This window comes from Rhizobium sp. CF142 (assembly GCF_000281145.1).
In the GTDB taxonomy this organism is placed as follows: domain Bacteria; phylum Pseudomonadota; class Alphaproteobacteria; order Rhizobiales; family Rhizobiaceae; genus Rhizobium.
Map to the genome: position 1 here is coordinate 33130 of NZ_AJWE01000047.1, position 16354 is coordinate 49483.

Genomic DNA, 16354 nt, shown 5'->3' on the forward strand with positions numbered 1-16354 from the left:
GAATTTGGCAAAATCCGCGCATATTCATCCAACGGTATGATACGCCGCCGGAGCAATCACTGCTGTGGATCGAAAGCTCGCAGCCATCCTTTCCGCCGATGTTGCCGGTTTCAGCCGCCTTACGGCGCTGGACGAGGAGGGCACGGTTCGTGCTCTCAACGCGTGCCTAAGCCAGATCGCCGAAATAGTGGGCGAGCATGATGGCCGCATCTTCGGCACTGCGGGTGACGGGTTTGTCGCCGAGTTCGCAAGCGCTGTTCAGGCTATCCGGTGCTCGGTCGAAATCCAGCGACGCCTCTCGATCAATCCAAAAGACATGCCTGGGGATCGCCGCCTGGAGTTCCGCATCGGCGTCAATCTGGGTGACGTCATTGTGTCGGGTGACGATCTGCTGGGCGACGGCGTCAATATCGCCGCGCGCCTGCAGGAGATGGCGCCGCCGGCAGGCATATGCATTTCCGGGTCGGTACGCGAGCATCTCTATGGCAAGGTGCCGTTCACGCTGACGAGCCTTGGCGAACGCTCTATGAAGAATATCCCGAGGCCGATTTCCGTCTTTCGGGTCGACTGGCTGCAGGAGGCGGCTGAAAGCGGGGAGGCCGGGCAAGAGCCAGGGTCAACAAAATCACCATCACCTGCGCCGCGCTTCGGCAGAGACCAGCCGTCGATCGTCGTCATGCCCTTCGACAATCTCAGCGGTCAGGGCGATGAGTATTTCGTGGATGGGGTCGTGGAGGAAATCACCGCGGCGCTCTCGCGCGTTCGGGAGTTCTTCGTCATCGCGCGCCAGTCCGCCTTCACCTACAAGGGACGCTTCGTCGACGTGCGTGACCTCGGCCGGGAACTCGGCGTCAATTACGTGGTCCAGGGTACGGTTCGACGCGGCGGAGAGCGGCTGCGGATATCCGTGCAACTGGTCGATACCGAGACGCGCACGCAGTTCTGGTCCGAGCGTTATGAGGGCGCGGCCGAGGACATATTCGAGCTTCAGGACAGGATCGCGGCTCAGGTGACCGGCGCCATCCATCCGGCCATCCAGAGCGCCGAAACCGAGTTGTCGAAGCGCAAGCCACCCAGCAGCCTGCGCGCCTATGATCTTGTCATGCGCGCCTACCCGTATCTCTGGGGCCAGAGCAAGGCGACGAACGAGAGGGCAATACCGCTGCTTCTGGATGCCATCGCGATCGACCCTGCCTACGGCCGGGCCCACGCGTTTCTGGCATGGTGCTACGCCCAGCATCTCGGCTACATCTGGACCGAGGAACCGGAGCGGGATCTGGAGCGGGCTTTGAAGTCTGTCGAAGCCGCGGTGGGCTCCATCGATGATGATCCGACCGCCTTGACCGCCGTCGGCGGGGCACTCAGCCATTGCGGCGATCAGGAGCGGGCGGCGGCCTATCTTGAAAGGGCTCTGGCGCTCGATCCAAACAATGCCTGGGCATGGGCACGCTATGGCTGGGTTGCCAGCTACAAGGGCGAGGCCGGTGCCACGGAGCGGTTCGAACGGGCGCTGACGCTGAGCCCCGCAGACCCGCTCGCCTTCAACATGCGGATGGGGATGGCCTTATCGCTCGCCATGGCAGGTTCCCTTTTCGAGGCCGTCGCTATTGCCCGGGAGGTCGTCAACAAACATCCCGATGTGACCTGGTGCTACCGGATGATGGCGGCCTGGGCGGCGATGAGCGGCGACATGAAGACGGCCCGGTGGGCTGCGGGCAAGCTCATGGAGATCGAGCCGCATTTTACGATCGTGCGCTACTTGTCGAGGCCTGTGTTTCAGGGGGTGCCGCAATGGGCGGCCCAGACCGCCGAAGGTCTGCGGCAGGCAGGCTTGCCTGAGCGCTGAGGGTGGTTTTGGGTGCGGGGCCTGTTGAGCCGGAAACGGACTTCGCACGCGTCCGCGACGCGCCAGAAGCGACATCGTGTCCCTAGGCGTTGCTTCTTTCGATCATTGCCAGTGGTACGGAATGACTTATGTTCGTCGCTGTATTTTCGTCAGGAAGCGGGAATGTTTCATGTGCCGCGCATTGCTCCGCCTGCCATTTGCCGCCTTCCTTTTTCTTCTCGGCTGGGCGGCCGCTCATGCCGATGAAGTCCTGACTTACAAGTGGCAGGGCGTGGACCGCACCGCAATCCTGCATATTCCCAAGGGAGCGGAAGGACACCCCGCACCGCTTGTCATCGTGATGTATGGGTCAGACGACAAGGCCGCCAATTTCCAGAAAAACAGCGGATTTGATGCTGTCGCTGACAGCGAGAACTTTGTCACCCTTTATCCGGAAGCGACCGACGGTGCCTGGAATATCAAATCCAGGAGACCCGTCATCAATGGCGAGCCGGTCGATGACATCGGCTTTTTCCGCACCATGATCGACGATCTGGTGAGCCGCAAGATTGCTGAGGGTACAAGGGTCTATGCCACGGGCTTCTCGTTCGGCGCGCTGATGACTTATACTCTGGCCTGTGCGCTTCCTGACAGGATTGCCGCGATTGCTCCTGTCGCCAGCGCGATAAACGAAGCGCAGGTCGAAGACTGCAAGCCCGGCCACCCCATGCCGGTCATGATGGTGAACGGCACGAGCGATGACGTGCAGCGCTACGATGGTTATATCCGCTCCTTCGGAAGGCTGCTTTCCGTTCCGGAGACAACCGAATACTGGCGCCGGATCGACGGCTGCACCGGGGAAAATGCCACGCCGCTGCCACATCTCAACCCGCATGATCTGACCCGCGCCAGCCTGGTCCAATGGTCCGGATGTCAGGCCGGGACGGGTGTTCAATTGTATCGCGTCGAAAACGGCGGCCATTGCTGGCCCCGTCTCGCCGAGTCCGATACCAACTCCGCTGATAATGATCCGGTAGACGGACCCCGGTTCGGGGGATGCAGCGGCGATATCGAGACAGCGGTTGAGGTGTGGAACTTCTTCAGGGAGTTTCACCGCTGATGATCGAGACATTCACCACGGGTTCTCGTGCTCATCAGCACCAGCGGCACCGCGATCGCGTAGAGGGCGATCACCGAGAACCAGATGCCGCCCGGCCAGTTCTGTCGCGTCACGAAATAGAGAGATGAGAAGCCGAGCGGCGCGATGATGGAGGCGAGGGAGACGGTGGAGGCGAGCACGCCCTGCAGTTCACCTTGGCGATCGGGCTCGACCGTGCGGGTGGCGAGCGCCTGGAAGGCGGGATTGCCGATGCCGACGAGGGTGAAAACCGGCATGATGGCGAAGATCATCCAGCCCCGGTTTGCGAAGGCCATGACGAGAAGGGCGATCGCGGCGGCGGCGATGCCCGTCATGACCGACCAGCGCTCGCCGAGCAGGCGGGTTGCCGGCCCCGGCAAGAAGGCTTGGCAGAGTGTCTGGCAGATGCCGAAGGCGCCGAGCGACAGGCCGATTGAGAAGCCGTTCCAGCCGAAAGTATCGAAGCCCCAGAGCGCCCAGCAGGTGCCGTAGGATTCGCCGGCGGCGCTGAAGACGAAATAGACCAACACGATGGGCAGCAGCCCTTTCATAGAGACGATCCATTTCAGCGGCCGCAGCGGGTTCAGCGTGGCGAGATCGATCTTCTGGCGAGATGGTGTGCGGGATTCAAGTGTGCGGGATTCTGGCAGGACGAACAGGGCAAGCAGCAGATTGCAGGCGTTGAGTACGGCGGCGGCGATGAAGGGCAGGCGCAGCCAGTAATCGCCGAGCAACCCGCCAAGGACCGGGCCGATGATGAAGCCGGCGCCGAACATGGCGTTGAACAGGCCGAAGCGGCGCGCGCGCTGATCCTCCGGTGAAATATCGGTGATATAGGCGGAGGCGACCGACATATTGGCGCTGGTGAGGCCGGCGATGGCGCGGCCGATCAGCAGCAGAGTGAGGGATGGCGCAAAGGCCATGATGGCGTAATTGATCGCAGCACCGGCAAGCGAGATCAGCAGCACGGGGCGCCGGCCGATCGTGTCGCTGAGCGCGCCGAGCACGGGGGCGAAGACGAACTGCATGGCGGCATAGAGCGCCGTCATGAGGCCGACATAGAAGGCGATGTCCTGCGTCTGCGTCACGTCCTCAAGAAGGCGCGGCAGGATGGGGAAGATCAGCCCGATGCCGACGGCATCGAGGCAGATGGCGGTGAAGATGACGACGAGCGGTTTGTTCATGCCAGATTTGTTCATTGGGGAACTCATGGGGAAATGACGAGTTTGCCGGTGACGCGGCCGGCGGCGCTGGCGATCTGCGCTTCGGCCGTCTTCTCCAGCGGAAAGGCCTGCTCGATGCGCAGGCGGAAAAGGCCCTTGGAATAGAGCCGGGCCACATCGGCCAGCACCCGTTCCGGCTCTTTCGGCGGGCCGTGGGAGAATTTCGCGCCGTACTCCTCGGCCGAGAAATCGGCGACGGAGAGGACGTTGGCAGGATCGCCTGTGATCGCGATCAGTTCGGGGATGATACCGGAGCCGGCGACGTCGACTGCCGCATCGATGCCATCGGGTGCAAGCTGCCGCAGCCGTTCAGCGAGGCCAGGTCCGTAGGTCGTCGGGATGGCGCCGAGTTCCCTTAGGTAATCGTGTTTCTGCAGGCTCGCGGTGCCGATGACGGTGATGCCCCTGATGCGGGCAAGCTGGATCATGGCGGAGCCGATGCCGCCTGCGGCACCGCTGACCAGCAACGTCTCTCCGGCTTTGACGAAGAGTTCGTCGAGGCTGCGCCATGCGGTCTCCGATATGACGGGGAGGGCGCCGGCGATCTCGAAGGGCAGGTCATCCGGCTTGTGGACCCAGTGCGTGAGGACGGCATGTTCGGCCATCGTGCCGTTGCCATAACCGAAGACGGCATCGCCGACATAGGTGCTGGAGACACCGGGGCCGACCTCATCGACGATGCCGGAGGCTTCGACGCCGACGCCTGAGGGAAAGCGCACCTCTTCGAAGGCGCGATATTGCCCTTCGCGGCGCTTCCAGTCGGACGGGTTGACGCCGGCGGCGCGCACAGCGATCCGCACTTCGCCGGGACCGGGATGCGGTGCCTCGATCTCGACGATTTCGAGGACTTCGGGGCCGCCATAGCGGCTGAATTGAACAGCTTTCAAGTGTTTGTCCTTTCAGGGCGGCGGATGCAGGGCACAGCCATGCCGTTCGTGGTCACGAGCACGGCAGTGCGCTTCCACGGGACAGGTTTAACGGATTTATGCTGTACTTCATCCAAATGTGTACTGAGTACAGTGATAGGATCTTGAACGCTCGCTGTCAAGATTGATGTACTCAGTACATAAATCCTGCTATTGAGAGCATCATGCCGAAGCCATCAGATAAAACACCCTCAGACCCTTCAGATGTGGAAGCCTCGGATTCTGGGCCGCTGGACCGGCGCTCCCGCAAGCGCCGCGCCACGCGCCGCGCCATCTCGCTTGCCGCCGACCGGCTGTTTTTCGAGCGCGGTTTCGAGAATGTGACGGTCGATGAAATCGCTGCCGCTGCCGATGTCGGGCGGATGACGGTTTTCAACCACTTCCCGCGCAAGGAAGACATGTTCTTCGATCGCGACGAGGAGGCGCGCGAGACATTGCGCGAAGCGCTGCGGCAACGCGATGGCAGTGTTTCTCCCATCGAGACCTTGCGCCTGCTCGCGCATCAACTCGTCAGGCAGCAGACGCCTTATCTGTTATTTTCCACGGCGAGCCAGGGCTTCATCGAGACAGTGGAGAACAGCGAAACGCTGAAGGCGAGGGCGCGGGCGATCCGCGACGAGATCGCTCGGGAATTGGCGGTGGCGCTCGCCGAATCCGTGGGCCAAGACCCTGCTGATACGGCCGCCAAGCTCGCGGCAGCCATGCTGCTTGCGAGCTGGAGCGTCGCCTTCATCGAGGCGCACCGGACTCTTCGGCAGGGGCGGGATACGGACAAGGCAAAGGCCGTCTTTCTCGCGCTCGTCGATCAGGGGAGTGTAGGTGTGAAGGCGGCCGTGGCGGGCACGGCTTACGCCTGATTCTGCCAGACCATCGCCGGGAATCAAAAGGGCGCTCGACCCTTTCGGGGAGCGCCCTTGTCCTGTGAACTCGAACGCGGCTCGACCAACGTCGATACCAAGCGCAAGTCCGTTTTCAGGTGAAGCCGGGATATGATACGCGGCGAGGCGGATTGCAAGGGGCGAGATTCAGATTCTTCGATATTTTGCGTCTGATCGCACCCGCGCAGGTCTCGGGCTCATGGCCAGAGCCGCTCGCGCAGCCAGCCGGGCTTTTCCCGCCGATATAAGAGCCGGTGATGCAGCCGGTCTTCGGCGCCCTGCCAGAACTCCACCTCATGCGGCATGGTGATGAAGAGCTGCCAGTTCGGGGCGACGATATCGGGATCGGCGTGGACGCGTTTGGCCTGCGCGTCGATAGCGGCGTCGAGTTCGCTGCGCGATGACAGCGGCTGGCTCTGTCGGCCGGCAAGGGCCGCGGCCCTGGCGCTGAGCGAGCGGGCGCGGAAATCGGCGGATCGTTCCTGTTCGCCCGCTGGAAAGGCGATACCGCGCAGCCGCACCTGCCGGCCGAGCGCCGGCCAGTAGAAGGTCAGCGCAACATAAGGGTTGACGGCGATCTGCCGGCCCTTGGGGCCATTGTCTGATGTGGCGAAATGCCAGCCCCTGGCATCGAGGTTCTTGAGGATGAGAACGCGGGCGTCGGGTGCGCCATTTTCGTCTGTTGTCGAGAGCACCATGGCATGCGGCTCGCGGACACCTGATACGATGGCATCGCGCAGCCATGACGAGAAGAGATCGCGCGGATCGTCTGGTGTGGCATCCGCATCGAATGGCGGGTAGGGGCCGGCGAGTGAGACCAGCGCGCGCAAATCATCCTTCATGGCATCACCTCTCGGGGTTCTTGCGGGAACGACCCGGCCGGCGGACGCGGCTCCTGCCGAGCCGGCCGCGTCACCGCGCTGTTGTTCCCTGATGGAAATCGTCGTTTCTGTGAGGTGGATGAAACACGATCAGGGGCAGCATGGAAACCGATATGATCGAACACTCAATGTTCAGAAAATGCACATTGATTTCGTTCAGCCGCAGCACTTGGCGGCGCTGCTCGGGGCGCAGCAGGAGGTCGATTGGCTTTGTTCGGCCAGCCACCGGTCGCGCGGTTTGCAGCTGGCCGGCCGCGGTGCAAGCTCGACATGGACGGCGCCGGCACGAAGGGTCGGCATTGCCGCGCAATAAAGCTGCATCGGCTGCACGCCGTCGCTGACTTCGAATGTCAGCTTGGCCGAATCATCAAGCTTCACATGCTCGGTGACCTTGCGAATGATCGCATGGAATTTGCCTGATGGCATATGGGTGCGGTCGCCTTCCTCGATGTCCCAAAGCTGAATGAAGATCTCGCTCCAGGCTTCCGGATTGGCCCCGCAGTCGAGCGCCGAGAACTGGCCGGCCTTGACTTCGGTGACATGATAGCCGGGCTTCACCGGACGCCCGTCGTAATAGAAAATCAGCGGTGAATCCTTGGCGCCTGAGAGGATGCTCATGAGTTCGCCCAGCGAGATATCGTCCTTCTGCATTTTGCTGTTGTCGATCGCGTTCATCTGCGTTATTCCTCGTTTCAATTATTCAAGGATTGTTGAAATATGGACCAACGTCAAGCCCTCATCGCGTTCGGCGCATTGTCGCAGGAAACGCGACTGCACATCATCCGCATGCTTGTCGTCGCTGGCCCCGATGGCATGGCGGCCGGCGCGATTGCGGAGAAGCTCGAAGTGTCGCCGTCGAATGTATCCTTCCATCTGAAGGAACTGGAACGCTCCGGCCTGATTGCGCAGCAGCGCGAATCCCGCTCGATCATCTACACGGCGAATTACGATGCGCTCGGCGGCCTTGTCCGCTTCCTGATGGAAGATTGCTGCTCAGGTCATCCGGAAATCTGTGCGCCTGCCGCTGAGGTTGCGGCCTGCTGCACCCCTAAAATGGAAGAGAAACTGCAATGACCACAGACCGCGTTTACAATGTGCTCTTTCTCTGTACGGGCAATTCGGCCCGTTCGATCCTGGCGGAATCCATCCTGAATACGGAAGGCAAAGGCCACTTCAGGGCTTATTCGGCCGGCAGTCAGCCGAGGGGCGAGGTCAATCCGCATGCGCTGAAGGAGCTTGAAGCGCTGGGTTATCCCGCAACCGGCTTCCGCTCGAAAAGCTGGGACGAATTCGCCGAAGCGGGTGCGCCGGAGATGGATTTCATTTTCACGGTTTGCGACAGTGCCGCCGGCGAGGCCTGCCCGGTGTGGATCGGCCATCCGATGACCGCCCATTGGGGCGTCGAAGACCCCGCCGCGGTCGATGGCAGCGAGGTGGAAATAGGCCGCGCCTTCGCCCAGGCAGCCCGTTTCCTCAAGAACCGCATCATGTCCTTCATCAGCCTGCCGCTTGCCTCGATCGACAAGCTCGCGCTGGAATCGCACCTGCGCCAGATCGGTTCCATGGAAGGCGCCAGCATCAAGCAGCCCAGGGCAAGCTGATGGGTCTTGATCTTAATCAGCAGCCCTTGGAAGGCCATGACGAAAGCCTGCGTGCCGCACTTTCCGGCGCCGGGCTTCCGGTCGATGATCTCACAGATGCCGGCCGCAGCTTCTATCGGTTTTCGCGTGATGGTGAGACGATCGGCTTCGGCGGGCTGGAACTCTATGGTGAGGCGGCACTCCTGCGCTCCATTGTCGTGCTGCCCGATCGGCGGGGTTTCGGCTTCGGCCATGCCATTGCGCTCGGCCTGCTCAATGAGGCCCACAGGAAGGGCGCAGATGCTGCCTATCTGCTGACGGAATCGGCCGCCGCTTTCTTTCAATCGCTCGGCTTTCGTCCGATTGCTCGCGATGAAGCGCCCGCCGCCATCCTGACGACGCGCCAGGCCGCAAGCCTGTGTCCGGCCTCCGCCGCCCTGATGGTCCGGAGCCTGCCGGCATGAGTGCGGTATTTCCTCTGTCGCGGCGGTTGGTCGCCGAAGCGCTCGGCACGCTGTTGCTCGTGGCAGCCGTCGTCGGTTCCGGCATCATGGCCGATAACCTGACGGACGATACGGCGCTTGCGCTGCTCGGCAATACGCTGGCAACGGGGGCCATGCTTGTCGTGCTGATCACCATCCTCGGCCCGATCTCCGGCGCGCATTTCAACCCGGTTGTTTCGATGGTCTTCGCGCTCCGGCGTGAACTGCGAGCCTCGTCGCTTCCGGCCTACATCATCGCGCAGATCGTCGGCGGCATTGCCGGCACGATGCTTGCGCATGGCATGTTCGCACTGCCCTTGCTGCAGGCCTCGGAAACCGTACGATCAGGCGAAGCGCAATGGCTCTCCGAAGCGACGGCGACCTTCGGCCTCGTCTTCACCATCCTTGCGGGCATCAGGTTTCGCGCCGATGCGGTGGCGTGGCTGGTCGGCCTCTATATCACCGCTGCTTATTGGTTCACCGCTTCCACCTCCTTTGCCAATCCGGCAGTCGCAATCGCCCGATCGCTGACCCACACGTTTTCCGGCATCCGCCCGATCGATCTGCCGGGCTTTATCGTTGCTGAAGTCCTCGGCGCATTGCTGGCGCTGATGCTCGCCGGATGGCTGCTGATGGAAGCCCGCAATCCTGAACCCCTCACCAAGACGGAATCCGCCTCATGACCATGGACGTTACGATCTATCACAACCCGGAATGCGGCACCTCGCGCAACACGCTGGCGATGATCCAGAACGCCGGCATTGAGCCCGACGTTATCGAATATCTGAAAAACCCGCCGTCGCGCGAACAGCTGATCAAGATGATTGCGGATGCGGGTTTGAGCGTTCGCGAGGCTATCCGCGAAAAGGGCACACCCTATGCCGAGCTTGGCCTCGACAATCCTGATCTGACCGACGAGCAGTTGCTCGATGCGATGCTGAAAGACCCGATCCTGATCAATCGCCCCTTCGTCATCACGCCTGTAGGCACGCGCCTCGCCCGTCCCTCGGAAGTCGTGCTCGATATCCTGCCGGATACGCATAAGGGTGCCTTCACCAAGGAAGACGGCGAGAAGGTGCTCGATGCCGAGGGCAAGCGCATTGTCTGATTTGCCAGCCGCTTCGCCGGAGCATCTGCGCCAGCTTGATCTGGCGCTGCTGCGTCCGCCATTCTCGACGCATAAGCCGCGTATCCTCATTCTCTATGGCTCGCTGAGAACAGTTTCCTACAGCCGTTTCCTTGCACATGAGGCGGCGCGACTGCTCGAACATTTCGGCTGCGAGGTGCGTATATACAATCCTGAGGGCTTGCCGCTGCCGGACGACGCGCCGGTGACGCATCCCAAGGTGCAGGAGCTGCGGGAACTGTCGCAATGGTCCGAAGGCCAGCTATGGGTCAGCCCTGAGCGCCACGGCGCGATGACCGGCATCATGAAGGCGCAGATCGACTGGATTCCGCTGTCGGTGGGATCGGTTCGGCCGACGCAGGGCAAGACGCTCGCCGTCATGCAGGTCTCAGGCGGTTCGCAATCCTTCAACGCCATCGGTCAATTACGTATCCTCGGACGCTGGATGCGAATGATCACCATTCCCAACCAGTCGTCGGTGGCGAAGGCCTTCCAGGAATTCGATGCCGATGGCCGTATGAGGCCCTCATCCTATTACGACCGCGTCGTCGATGTCTGCGAGGAGCTGGTGAAGTTCACCTGGCTGACGCGCGATGCTTCTCATTACCTCACCGACCGCTACAGCGAGCGGAAGGAAGAAGCCGACAAACTCGAAAAGCGCGTGAGCCTCAAATCAATATGACGACGACCATTGCCGAACGACCGCCGGTCGCCGCAATCCTCGCCCTCGGTCTGACACAGATCATCGGTTACGGGTCGCTCTATTACAGCTTCAGCATCTTGGCGCCGAGCATGGCGCGGGATTTGAACTGGTCTTCGGAATGGATATTTGGCGCGCTGTCGGCCGCGCTCTTGATTGGCGGTCTTGCCGCACCGACGATGGGAAAATGGATCGACCGCTTCGGCGCCGGCCGGGTCATGACAGGTGGCTCGGCCATCGCCGCCGCGGCCCTTGTGGGTTGCGCCCTCTCTTCCGGCAAGGTCGCCTTCGTCGCCGCGCTGATCGCAATCGAGGCGGCATCCAATCTGGTGCAATATGGCGCGGCCTTCGCACTGCTGGTGCAGATCAGGCCGAAAGTTGCGCAGCGCAGCATTACCTATCTAACGCTGATCGCCGGCTTTGCTTCGACGATCTTCTGGCCGATCACGACGGCGCTGCACGCGCATCTGTCGTGGCAGGCGGTCTATCTGGTCTTTGCGGCTCTCAACATCGCGGTCTGCCTGCCGATCCATGCCTGGCTGTCGTTCAGCGTCAGCAAGAGCCGCAAGGAAGCTTCCGGTGGGCCGGCAAAGCATGTCGAGCCCAGTCTTGCGCCATCGATCCGCACACAGGCCTTCGTGCTGATGGTGACGGGCTTTGCGCTGGAAAGCTTCGTCAACGCTGCACTTCTCGTCCATATGGTTCCCGTCCTGTCAGGACTTGGTCTTGGAGCCATGGCGGTGATGGTCGGCACGCTGTTTGGCCCCTCGCAGGTGTTGAGCCGCTTCACGAACATGCTCTTTGGGGGCGGCCTCTCGCAGTTGACGCTGGCGCTCATCTCCGCGGTGCTACTGCCGGCGGCGCTGGCAGTACTAATCGTCACGGCCCCGTCCGTGCCTGGTGCACTGGTGTTCGCGGTGGTCTTTGGTCTCGGCTCCGGCCTGAGCAGCATCGTGCAGGGAACGCTTCCGCTGGCGCTCTTCGGCAGTGAGGGTTACGGCAGACGACAGGGACAGGTGTTGGCGATCCGGTTGGTCATCTCGTCGACTGCTCCGTTTATCCTGGCGTTCCTGATGGAGAACATCGGGGTCTCGTGGTCGCTCACGGTTGCGGCCATCGTTGGTGCCGTTGCCGTCCTCGCGTTCATCGCGATTGGCCGGCTGGCGCAATTGCTTGGCCGATCGCATCACGCTCTCGGTCGTGCCGAGACATAGCCCCATATCCGAACGCAGTTTGAGAAACGCCTTCGGCGCGTCAGCAACTTTCCGCACTCGCTCTCTTCGTTCTTGCCTTCGGCATTGCGCCATCCGGTAGTGGCATCAGCCGGGCACCACCTCTTTGTGATCGGCACTTTCGCACTTTTCCCATTATGTTTTTGGCATGCCGTTCTGTGCACTGCTATTGTCCGCCGCCACACGCATTTGCCGGAACTGCTTCCAGGACCATTCCATGCCCGACCGGTCTGAACTCGTTTTGTCCGCCGCTCCGCCACTGCACCGATGGATCGGTTTTCTGGCCATGTGCTTGGGCATGTTCATGGCGATCCTCGACGTTCAGGTCGTCGCCACATCGCTTCCGACCATCCAGTCCGCGCTTGATATCCATCCGGATCAGATGAGCTGGGTGCAGACCGCCTATCTCATCGCCGAGGTGGTGGCGATACCGCTGACGGGGTTTCTGACCCGCCTGCTGACGATGCGCTGGCTCTTCGTGGTGTCGCTGTCACTGTTTGTGATCGCCTCGGCGGGCTGTGCGGCGAGCGACAGTTTTGGCGGGCTCGTCGCCTGGCGGGTCGTTCAGGGATTTTCCGGCGGCACGCTGATCCCCTCGGTGTTTTCAGCTGTGTTCATTCTGTTTCCGGATGAGCGGCAGGCGCTTGCTACGACGATCGCCGGTGTTCTCGCCGTGCTCGCGCCGACCGTCGGCCCCATCGTCGGCGGCTGGCTGACGGAGACCTATTCATGGCACTGGCTGTTCCTCATCAATATCATCCCCGGCATTGTTGCCGCGCTCGTCGCCATGCGCTCGCTTCCGCGCGAGGATGTCAACCTCTCCGAGCTGTGGCATCTCGATGCCCTGTCACTGCTGCTGATGGCGGCGAGCCTTGCCGCACTGGAGCTCGGCCTCAAGGAAGCGCCGACGAGCGGCTGGACCTCGCTTTACGTCGCCGGCCTCATCGGCCTGTCGGCGGTCTCGGGATTCGTGTTCGCATGGCGGTCGCTGCGCCGACGCATACCCCTGGTCGAACTCCGGAATTTCGGTGATCGGAACTTTCTGGCGGGCTCGGCAATGAGCTTCATTCTCGGCATCGGCCTCTTCGGCTCGGTCTACCTCATGCCTGTGTTTCTTGCCTTCGTGCGCGGCCACAATGCTCTTGAGATCGGCATGACGATGCTGGTGACGGGCATTGCCCAACTCGTCACCGCGCCGATCGCGGTGGCCCTGGAAAAGCGGATGGATGCCCGGTTGCTGTCTGCGGCCGGCTTTACGCTCTTTGCCATCGGCATCGGCATGAGCGCCTTTCAGGACCCGCAGACCGATTATGACGCGATGTTCTGGCCGCAGATCATCCGCGGCATCGCCATCATGTTCTGCCTGCTGCCGCCGACGCGGCTGGCGCTCGGCACCCTGCCGCCGGAGCGCATTCCCGATGCCAGCGGCTTGTTCAACCTGATGCGCAATCTCGGCGGCGCAATCGGTATCGCGCTGATCGATACCGTTGTCTACACCCGCTCGGAACCGCTCGGCGACGGCCTGTGGGACCGGCTGAAGGTGGGGGATATGGATGTCGCGGCATTCGTGGGTGCACCGCTGCAGGCGATTGCGGGGCATCAGGGAGAGTTCGATGCCGATACGACATCCATGCTCGATCCACTGGTGCAGACGGCTGCGACCGTTCAGGCGCTCAACGAGGCATGGATGGTGGTTGCGGTGCTGACGGCTTGTGCGCTGTTGTGGGTGCCGTTTGCGAGGAAGGTGGCGGCGACGGCGGGGTGATGGGGTGAAAAATCACCGGTCGTGTCATGGCAAGTCAGCGCTCGCAATTTTATCCAGATTTGCGATCAATCGCGTCAGCAAGGCGACGAGTTGTTCCGTCTCCGCGCGTGTGAAGCCATCCAGCGCCTCACGATTCCCCTGAAACAAGGTTGCGATTGCATCGGGCATGCGTTCCTGTGCGGCCTCCGTCAACATGATGCGGCTGCTTCGGCCGTCCGTCGGGTCGCGTGTGCGTTCGATCAGGCCATCCCGCTCCATGCGCGCGAGCATTTGCGCCATCGGCGGCTGTTCCACTTTGGCGAAACGGGCGAGGTCGCGTTGCGTGCTTGCCTTGCCGCTTTTCAGTGCCACCAGAACCGGCAATTGCCCGACGCCGAAGCCGAGCGGTTTCAGACGTGACTCGCTAAGGCGTGCGAAGCCGCGCGCCGCGAGGCTGATGAGATGCCCCGGCGTGGAAAGCACGTCTTCACTCATTTCATTTGCTCCTTGTCGGCCGTTGATCATAAACTATATATGTACATATGTAACTGCGCGGGCCGTGCTGGTCAATGTCGGCCCGACCCCCGCTAAGCGATAGAGAGGAAACAGCATGTCGGAAAAACAGACGCAGCTTATCAAACACATCTATGAGCGCTTCAATGCGCGCGATATCGACGCGGTGCTTGCCGTGCTGGCCGATGATGTCGCCTGGGCGAACGGCATGGAGGGCGGCCATGTTCATGGGCGTGAGGCGGTTCGGGATTACTGGACACGCCAATGGGCGATCGTCAGCCCGCATGTGGAGCCGGTCATATTTCGGCAGGCGGACGATGGGGGCATCGAGGTCGAGGTGATCCAGAGGGTTTTTGATCTCGACGGGCGGCCGCTGGAGGGGCAAAGTCATGGGCTGAAGGACAAGACCGTGACGCATGTCTTCCGCATGGAAGGCGACAGTATCGTTCGCTTCGATATCGGCGAGGCGGATTAGGCCGGGAAGGGCGGTCATCCGGCGCCGGCTTACGGTGCGTTGGCGCCCGGCCATTGTCGGGAAAAGCCAGATCGGAATTCCCACCACACGCGTGCGAGCGCAGAGATCGCCATGTCTGCCGACTCATGATCACTTCCGGCTCATGCCGGTCGTCGCGCTATGATCGTCCTCCCGTGCGGGCGTCCCATCCGAGCATCGAGACCTCGGCCACGGATTCCAGTTCGCTGCGGCTTGCTCCATCGCGGGCGAGGATCGACATGCCGTTCTGGACGGTCTGCACGAAACGGGCGAGGCCGTGGATGTCGGTCGAGGCTGGAATTTCGCCTGCCGATACCGCCTGGCTCAGGCGCCGTTTCAGAAGGTCGAGCGTGACGGCGCGGGCGGTTCGCACCAGTTCGCCGAGTTCGGCATGGCCTTCGCTGCCGACCGAGGAGAGGGACACCATGCAGCCGAGGGGAATATCGACGACGGAGCCGGTCAGGACCGCCGCCGAGTCCATGAGAAGCGCCTTGACGGCTTCGCGCGCCGTGCGGGCGGCACGAAAGCCTGCCCAGATAAGCGCCTCGTTGGTCTCGTGGTAGTAGTTCAATGCCTCGGCATAAAGCGCCTCCTTCGAGCCGAAGGCCGCGTAGAGGCTCGGCGATCCGATGCCCATCGCCTCGGTAAGGTCGCTGATCGACGTCGCCTCGAAACCCTTTTCCCAGAACAGGCGGGTCGCCTTGGCGAGCGCAGCTTCCCGATCGAAGGCGCGCGGCCGCCCGCGGGTGCGGGTGGCTGTCGTCTCGTTAGCCGTCGTATCCTGGGCTTGCGGCGTCTGGTCCGATTTCTGCATCGGTCACTATATAAACCCGCCGGTGCGTCTCGACAACGGTTCTGGATATTTTGTGTCGATCGATACAATATTCTTGACGTGCGCGTTCGGCGCCCCTAGCTAATTCTGTGTCGATCAATACAGAAAGGGACGATTGATGACTGAACTTGCTGGAAAACGTGCTCTCGTAACGGGCGCATCGCGCGGTATCGGCGCCGCCATTGCGGTGGCGCTTGCCGAAAAGGGCGCCGACGTTGCCATCACCTATGAGCGTTCGGCCGATCGCGCCGCCGAGGTCGTTCGCGCTATCGAGGGCAAGGGCAGGCGGGGATTTGCAATCCAGGCCGACAGTGCCGATCCGGCGGCCGTGAAGCGCTCGGTGGAGGAGGCGGCTCGCGCGCTTGGCGGTCTCGACATTCTCGTCAACAATGCTGCCATCGCGCTTTACGATACGATCGCCGGCTTCAGCGTCGCGCAGATCGATGCGCTGCTTGACGTCAACGTGCGCTCGCCGGTGCTTGCCGCGCAGGCCGCCATTCCGCATCTGCAAGCGGGAGGCCGCGTCATCAATATCGGCTCGGCCGGCGCCGAACGCATCGTTGGAGACACCGGCACGGTGTATTTCATGACGAAATCCGCGCTGCAGTCCTTCACGCGCGGTCTCGCCCGCGAACTCGGACCTCGGGATGTGACCGTCAACCTGATCCAGCCGGGATCAACCAACACGGACATGAACCCGGCCGACGGGGAATTTGCCGACTTCCAGCGCGCCCTGATACCGCTCGGCCGCTATGGCGAGCCCCACGATGTGGCGGCTGCC

At 62.1% G+C, this 16354-nt stretch carries 19 protein-coding genes; 13 read left to right on the plus strand and 6 right to left on the minus strand.

All coding sequences use genetic code 11. The features are described from left to right. The first annotated feature begins 64 nt into the window (after nucleotides 1-64). Nucleotides 65-1846: an adenylate/guanylate cyclase domain-containing protein gene (locus PMI11_RS12415; protein WP_007817322.1), complete on the plus strand. Its 1782-nt coding sequence runs from the start codon at nucleotides 65-67 to the stop codon at nucleotides 1844-1846. A gap of 169 nt (nucleotides 1847-2015) precedes the next feature. After that, complete coding sequence (locus PMI11_RS35975; protein ID WP_007817324.1) at nucleotides 2016-2945, plus strand: alpha/beta hydrolase family esterase; 930 nt, start codon at nucleotides 2016-2018, stop codon at nucleotides 2943-2945. Here PMI11_RS35975 and PMI11_RS12425 read toward each other — a convergent pair. Both PMI11_RS12425 and PMI11_RS12430 read right to left on the minus strand, forming a co-directional pair. Further along, nucleotides 2936-4147, minus strand: a complete 1212-nt coding sequence (locus PMI11_RS12425; RefSeq protein WP_037071232.1) for a TCR/Tet family MFS transporter — start codon at nucleotides 4145-4147, stop codon at nucleotides 2936-2938. The two genes, PMI11_RS35975 and PMI11_RS12425, sit on opposite strands and share 10 nt — an antisense overlap. A 23-nt stretch (nucleotides 4148-4170) precedes the next feature. Further along, the gene (locus PMI11_RS12430; RefSeq protein WP_007817329.1) at nucleotides 4171-5073 is read right to left on the minus strand and encodes an NADP-dependent oxidoreductase; all 903 of its coding nucleotides are present in this window, start codon (nucleotides 5071-5073) and stop codon (nucleotides 4171-4173) included. Nucleotides 5074-5276: 203 nt separating this feature from the next. Here PMI11_RS12430 and PMI11_RS12435 point away from each other — a divergent pair, with 203 nt between their 5' ends. Next, nucleotides 5277-5969, plus strand: a complete 693-nt coding sequence (locus PMI11_RS12435) for a TetR/AcrR family transcriptional regulator (RefSeq protein WP_007817331.1) — start codon at nucleotides 5277-5279, stop codon at nucleotides 5967-5969. A 218-nt stretch (nucleotides 5970-6187) separates the two neighbouring features. On the opposite strand, the gene PMI11_RS12440 is transcribed toward PMI11_RS12435, so the two are convergent. Both PMI11_RS12440 and PMI11_RS12445 read right to left on the minus strand, forming a co-directional pair. Next, nucleotides 6188-6832, minus strand: a complete 645-nt coding sequence (locus PMI11_RS12440) for a pyridoxine/pyridoxamine 5'-phosphate oxidase (RefSeq protein ID WP_007817333.1) — start codon at nucleotides 6830-6832, stop codon at nucleotides 6188-6190. 195 nt (nucleotides 6833-7027) lie between these two features. After that, nucleotides 7028-7546 carry a DUF6428 family protein gene (locus PMI11_RS12445; protein WP_007817335.1) on the minus strand — a complete coding sequence of 173 codons (519 nt, stop codon included), beginning with the start codon at nucleotides 7544-7546 and terminating at the stop codon, nucleotides 7028-7030. Between the two features lie 42 nt (nucleotides 7547-7588). On the opposite strand from PMI11_RS12445, the gene PMI11_RS12450 reads away from it, so the two are divergent. From PMI11_RS12450 to PMI11_RS12485, 8 genes are all read left to right on the plus strand, one after another. Continuing rightward, nucleotides 7589-7945: an ArsR/SmtB family transcription factor gene (locus PMI11_RS12450; protein WP_007817336.1), complete on the plus strand. Its 357-nt coding sequence runs from the start codon at nucleotides 7589-7591 to the stop codon at nucleotides 7943-7945. After that, complete coding sequence (locus PMI11_RS12455) at nucleotides 7942-8472, plus strand: arsenate reductase ArsC (RefSeq protein ID WP_007817338.1); 531 nt, start codon at nucleotides 7942-7944, stop codon at nucleotides 8470-8472. Before PMI11_RS12450 ends, PMI11_RS12455 begins: the two co-directional genes overlap by 4 nt. Continuing rightward, complete coding sequence (gene arsN2, locus PMI11_RS12460; RefSeq protein ID WP_007817340.1) at nucleotides 8472-8915, plus strand: arsenic resistance N-acetyltransferase ArsN2; 444 nt, start codon at nucleotides 8472-8474, stop codon at nucleotides 8913-8915. The genes PMI11_RS12455 and arsN2 overlap by 1 nt, the downstream gene beginning before the upstream one ends. Further along, complete coding sequence (locus PMI11_RS12465; RefSeq protein WP_007817342.1) at nucleotides 8912-9616, plus strand: aquaporin; 705 nt, start codon at nucleotides 8912-8914, stop codon at nucleotides 9614-9616. The genes arsN2 and PMI11_RS12465 overlap by 4 nt, the downstream gene beginning before the upstream one ends. Next, nucleotides 9613-10041, plus strand: coding sequence for an arsenate reductase (glutaredoxin) (arsC, locus tag PMI11_RS12470; protein ID WP_007817343.1), 429 nt, complete (start codon nucleotides 9613-9615; stop codon nucleotides 10039-10041). The genes PMI11_RS12465 and arsC overlap by 4 nt, the downstream gene beginning before the upstream one ends. After that, entirely contained in the window at nucleotides 10016-10741 is a 726-nt protein-coding gene (gene arsH, locus PMI11_RS12475; protein WP_007817345.1) for an arsenical resistance protein ArsH, read from the plus strand. The genes arsC and arsH overlap by 26 nt, the downstream gene beginning before the upstream one ends. Further along, nucleotides 10738-11973, plus strand: a complete 1236-nt coding sequence (gene arsK / locus PMI11_RS12480; protein WP_007817347.1) for an arsenite efflux MFS transporter ArsK — start codon at nucleotides 10738-10740, stop codon at nucleotides 11971-11973. The genes arsH and arsK overlap by 4 nt, the downstream gene beginning before the upstream one ends. 235 nt (nucleotides 11974-12208) lie before the next feature. Next, nucleotides 12209-13756, plus strand: a complete 1548-nt coding sequence (locus tag PMI11_RS12485) for an MDR family MFS transporter (protein WP_007817350.1) — start codon at nucleotides 12209-12211, stop codon at nucleotides 13754-13756. 24 nt (nucleotides 13757-13780) lie between these two features. On the opposite strand, the gene PMI11_RS12490 is transcribed toward PMI11_RS12485, so the two are convergent. Beyond that, entirely contained in the window at nucleotides 13781-14230 is a 450-nt protein-coding gene (locus PMI11_RS12490; protein WP_007817351.1) for a MarR family winged helix-turn-helix transcriptional regulator, read from the minus strand. Between the two features lie 115 nt (nucleotides 14231-14345). On the opposite strand from PMI11_RS12490, the gene PMI11_RS12495 reads away from it, so the two are divergent. Continuing rightward, complete coding sequence (locus tag PMI11_RS12495) at nucleotides 14346-14723, plus strand: nuclear transport factor 2 family protein (protein WP_007817353.1); 378 nt, start codon at nucleotides 14346-14348, stop codon at nucleotides 14721-14723. A gap of 157 nt (nucleotides 14724-14880) precedes the next feature. On the opposite strand, the gene PMI11_RS12500 is transcribed toward PMI11_RS12495, so the two are convergent. Then, entirely contained in the window at nucleotides 14881-15555 is a 675-nt protein-coding gene (locus PMI11_RS12500) for a TetR/AcrR family transcriptional regulator (protein ID WP_007817354.1), read from the minus strand. A gap of 136 nt (nucleotides 15556-15691) precedes the next feature. Between PMI11_RS12500 and PMI11_RS12505 the strand changes: the two genes are divergently transcribed. Next, a partial coding sequence (locus PMI11_RS12505; RefSeq protein WP_007817355.1) for an SDR family NAD(P)-dependent oxidoreductase occupies nucleotides 15692-16354 on the plus strand: 663 nt, incomplete at its 3' end.

Excerpts from the sequence above, each read along its gene's own strand:
- PMI11_RS35975 (WP_007817324.1), top strand. The coding sequence starts at position 2,016 with ATGTGCCGCGCATTGCTCCGCCTGCCATTTGCCGCCTTCCTTTTTCTT.
- PMI11_RS12425 (WP_037071232.1), bottom strand. The coding sequence starts at position 4,147 with ATGAACAAACCGCTCGTCGTCATCTTCACCGCCATCTGCCTCGATGCC.
- PMI11_RS12435 (WP_007817331.1), top strand. The coding sequence starts at position 5,277 with ATGCCGAAGCCATCAGATAAAACACCCTCAGACCCTTCAGATGTGGAA.
- PMI11_RS12440 (WP_007817333.1), bottom strand. The coding sequence starts at position 6,832 with ATGAAGGATGATTTGCGCGCGCTGGTCTCACTCGCCGGCCCCTACCCG.
- PMI11_RS12445 (WP_007817335.1), bottom strand. The coding sequence starts at position 7,546 with ATGAACGCGATCGACAACAGCAAAATGCAGAAGGACGATATCTCGCTG.
- PMI11_RS12450 (WP_007817336.1), top strand. The coding sequence starts at position 7,589 with ATGGACCAACGTCAAGCCCTCATCGCGTTCGGCGCATTGTCGCAGGAA.
- PMI11_RS12455 (WP_007817338.1), top strand. The coding sequence starts at position 7,942 with ATGACCACAGACCGCGTTTACAATGTGCTCTTTCTCTGTACGGGCAAT.
- arsN2 (WP_007817340.1), top strand. The coding sequence starts at position 8,472 with ATGGGTCTTGATCTTAATCAGCAGCCCTTGGAAGGCCATGACGAAAGC.
- PMI11_RS12465 (WP_007817342.1), top strand. The coding sequence starts at position 8,912 with ATGAGTGCGGTATTTCCTCTGTCGCGGCGGTTGGTCGCCGAAGCGCTC.
- arsC (WP_007817343.1), top strand. The coding sequence starts at position 9,613 with ATGACCATGGACGTTACGATCTATCACAACCCGGAATGCGGCACCTCG.
- arsH (WP_007817345.1), top strand. The coding sequence starts at position 10,016 with ATGCCGAGGGCAAGCGCATTGTCTGATTTGCCAGCCGCTTCGCCGGAG.
- arsK (WP_007817347.1), top strand. The coding sequence starts at position 10,738 with ATGACGACGACCATTGCCGAACGACCGCCGGTCGCCGCAATCCTCGCC.
- PMI11_RS12485 (WP_007817350.1), top strand. The coding sequence starts at position 12,209 with ATGCCCGACCGGTCTGAACTCGTTTTGTCCGCCGCTCCGCCACTGCAC.
- PMI11_RS12490 (WP_007817351.1), bottom strand. The coding sequence starts at position 14,230 with ATGAGTGAAGACGTGCTTTCCACGCCGGGGCATCTCATCAGCCTCGCG.
- PMI11_RS12495 (WP_007817353.1), top strand. The coding sequence starts at position 14,346 with ATGTCGGAAAAACAGACGCAGCTTATCAAACACATCTATGAGCGCTTC.
- PMI11_RS12500 (WP_007817354.1), bottom strand. The coding sequence starts at position 15,555 with ATGCAGAAATCGGACCAGACGCCGCAAGCCCAGGATACGACGGCTAAC.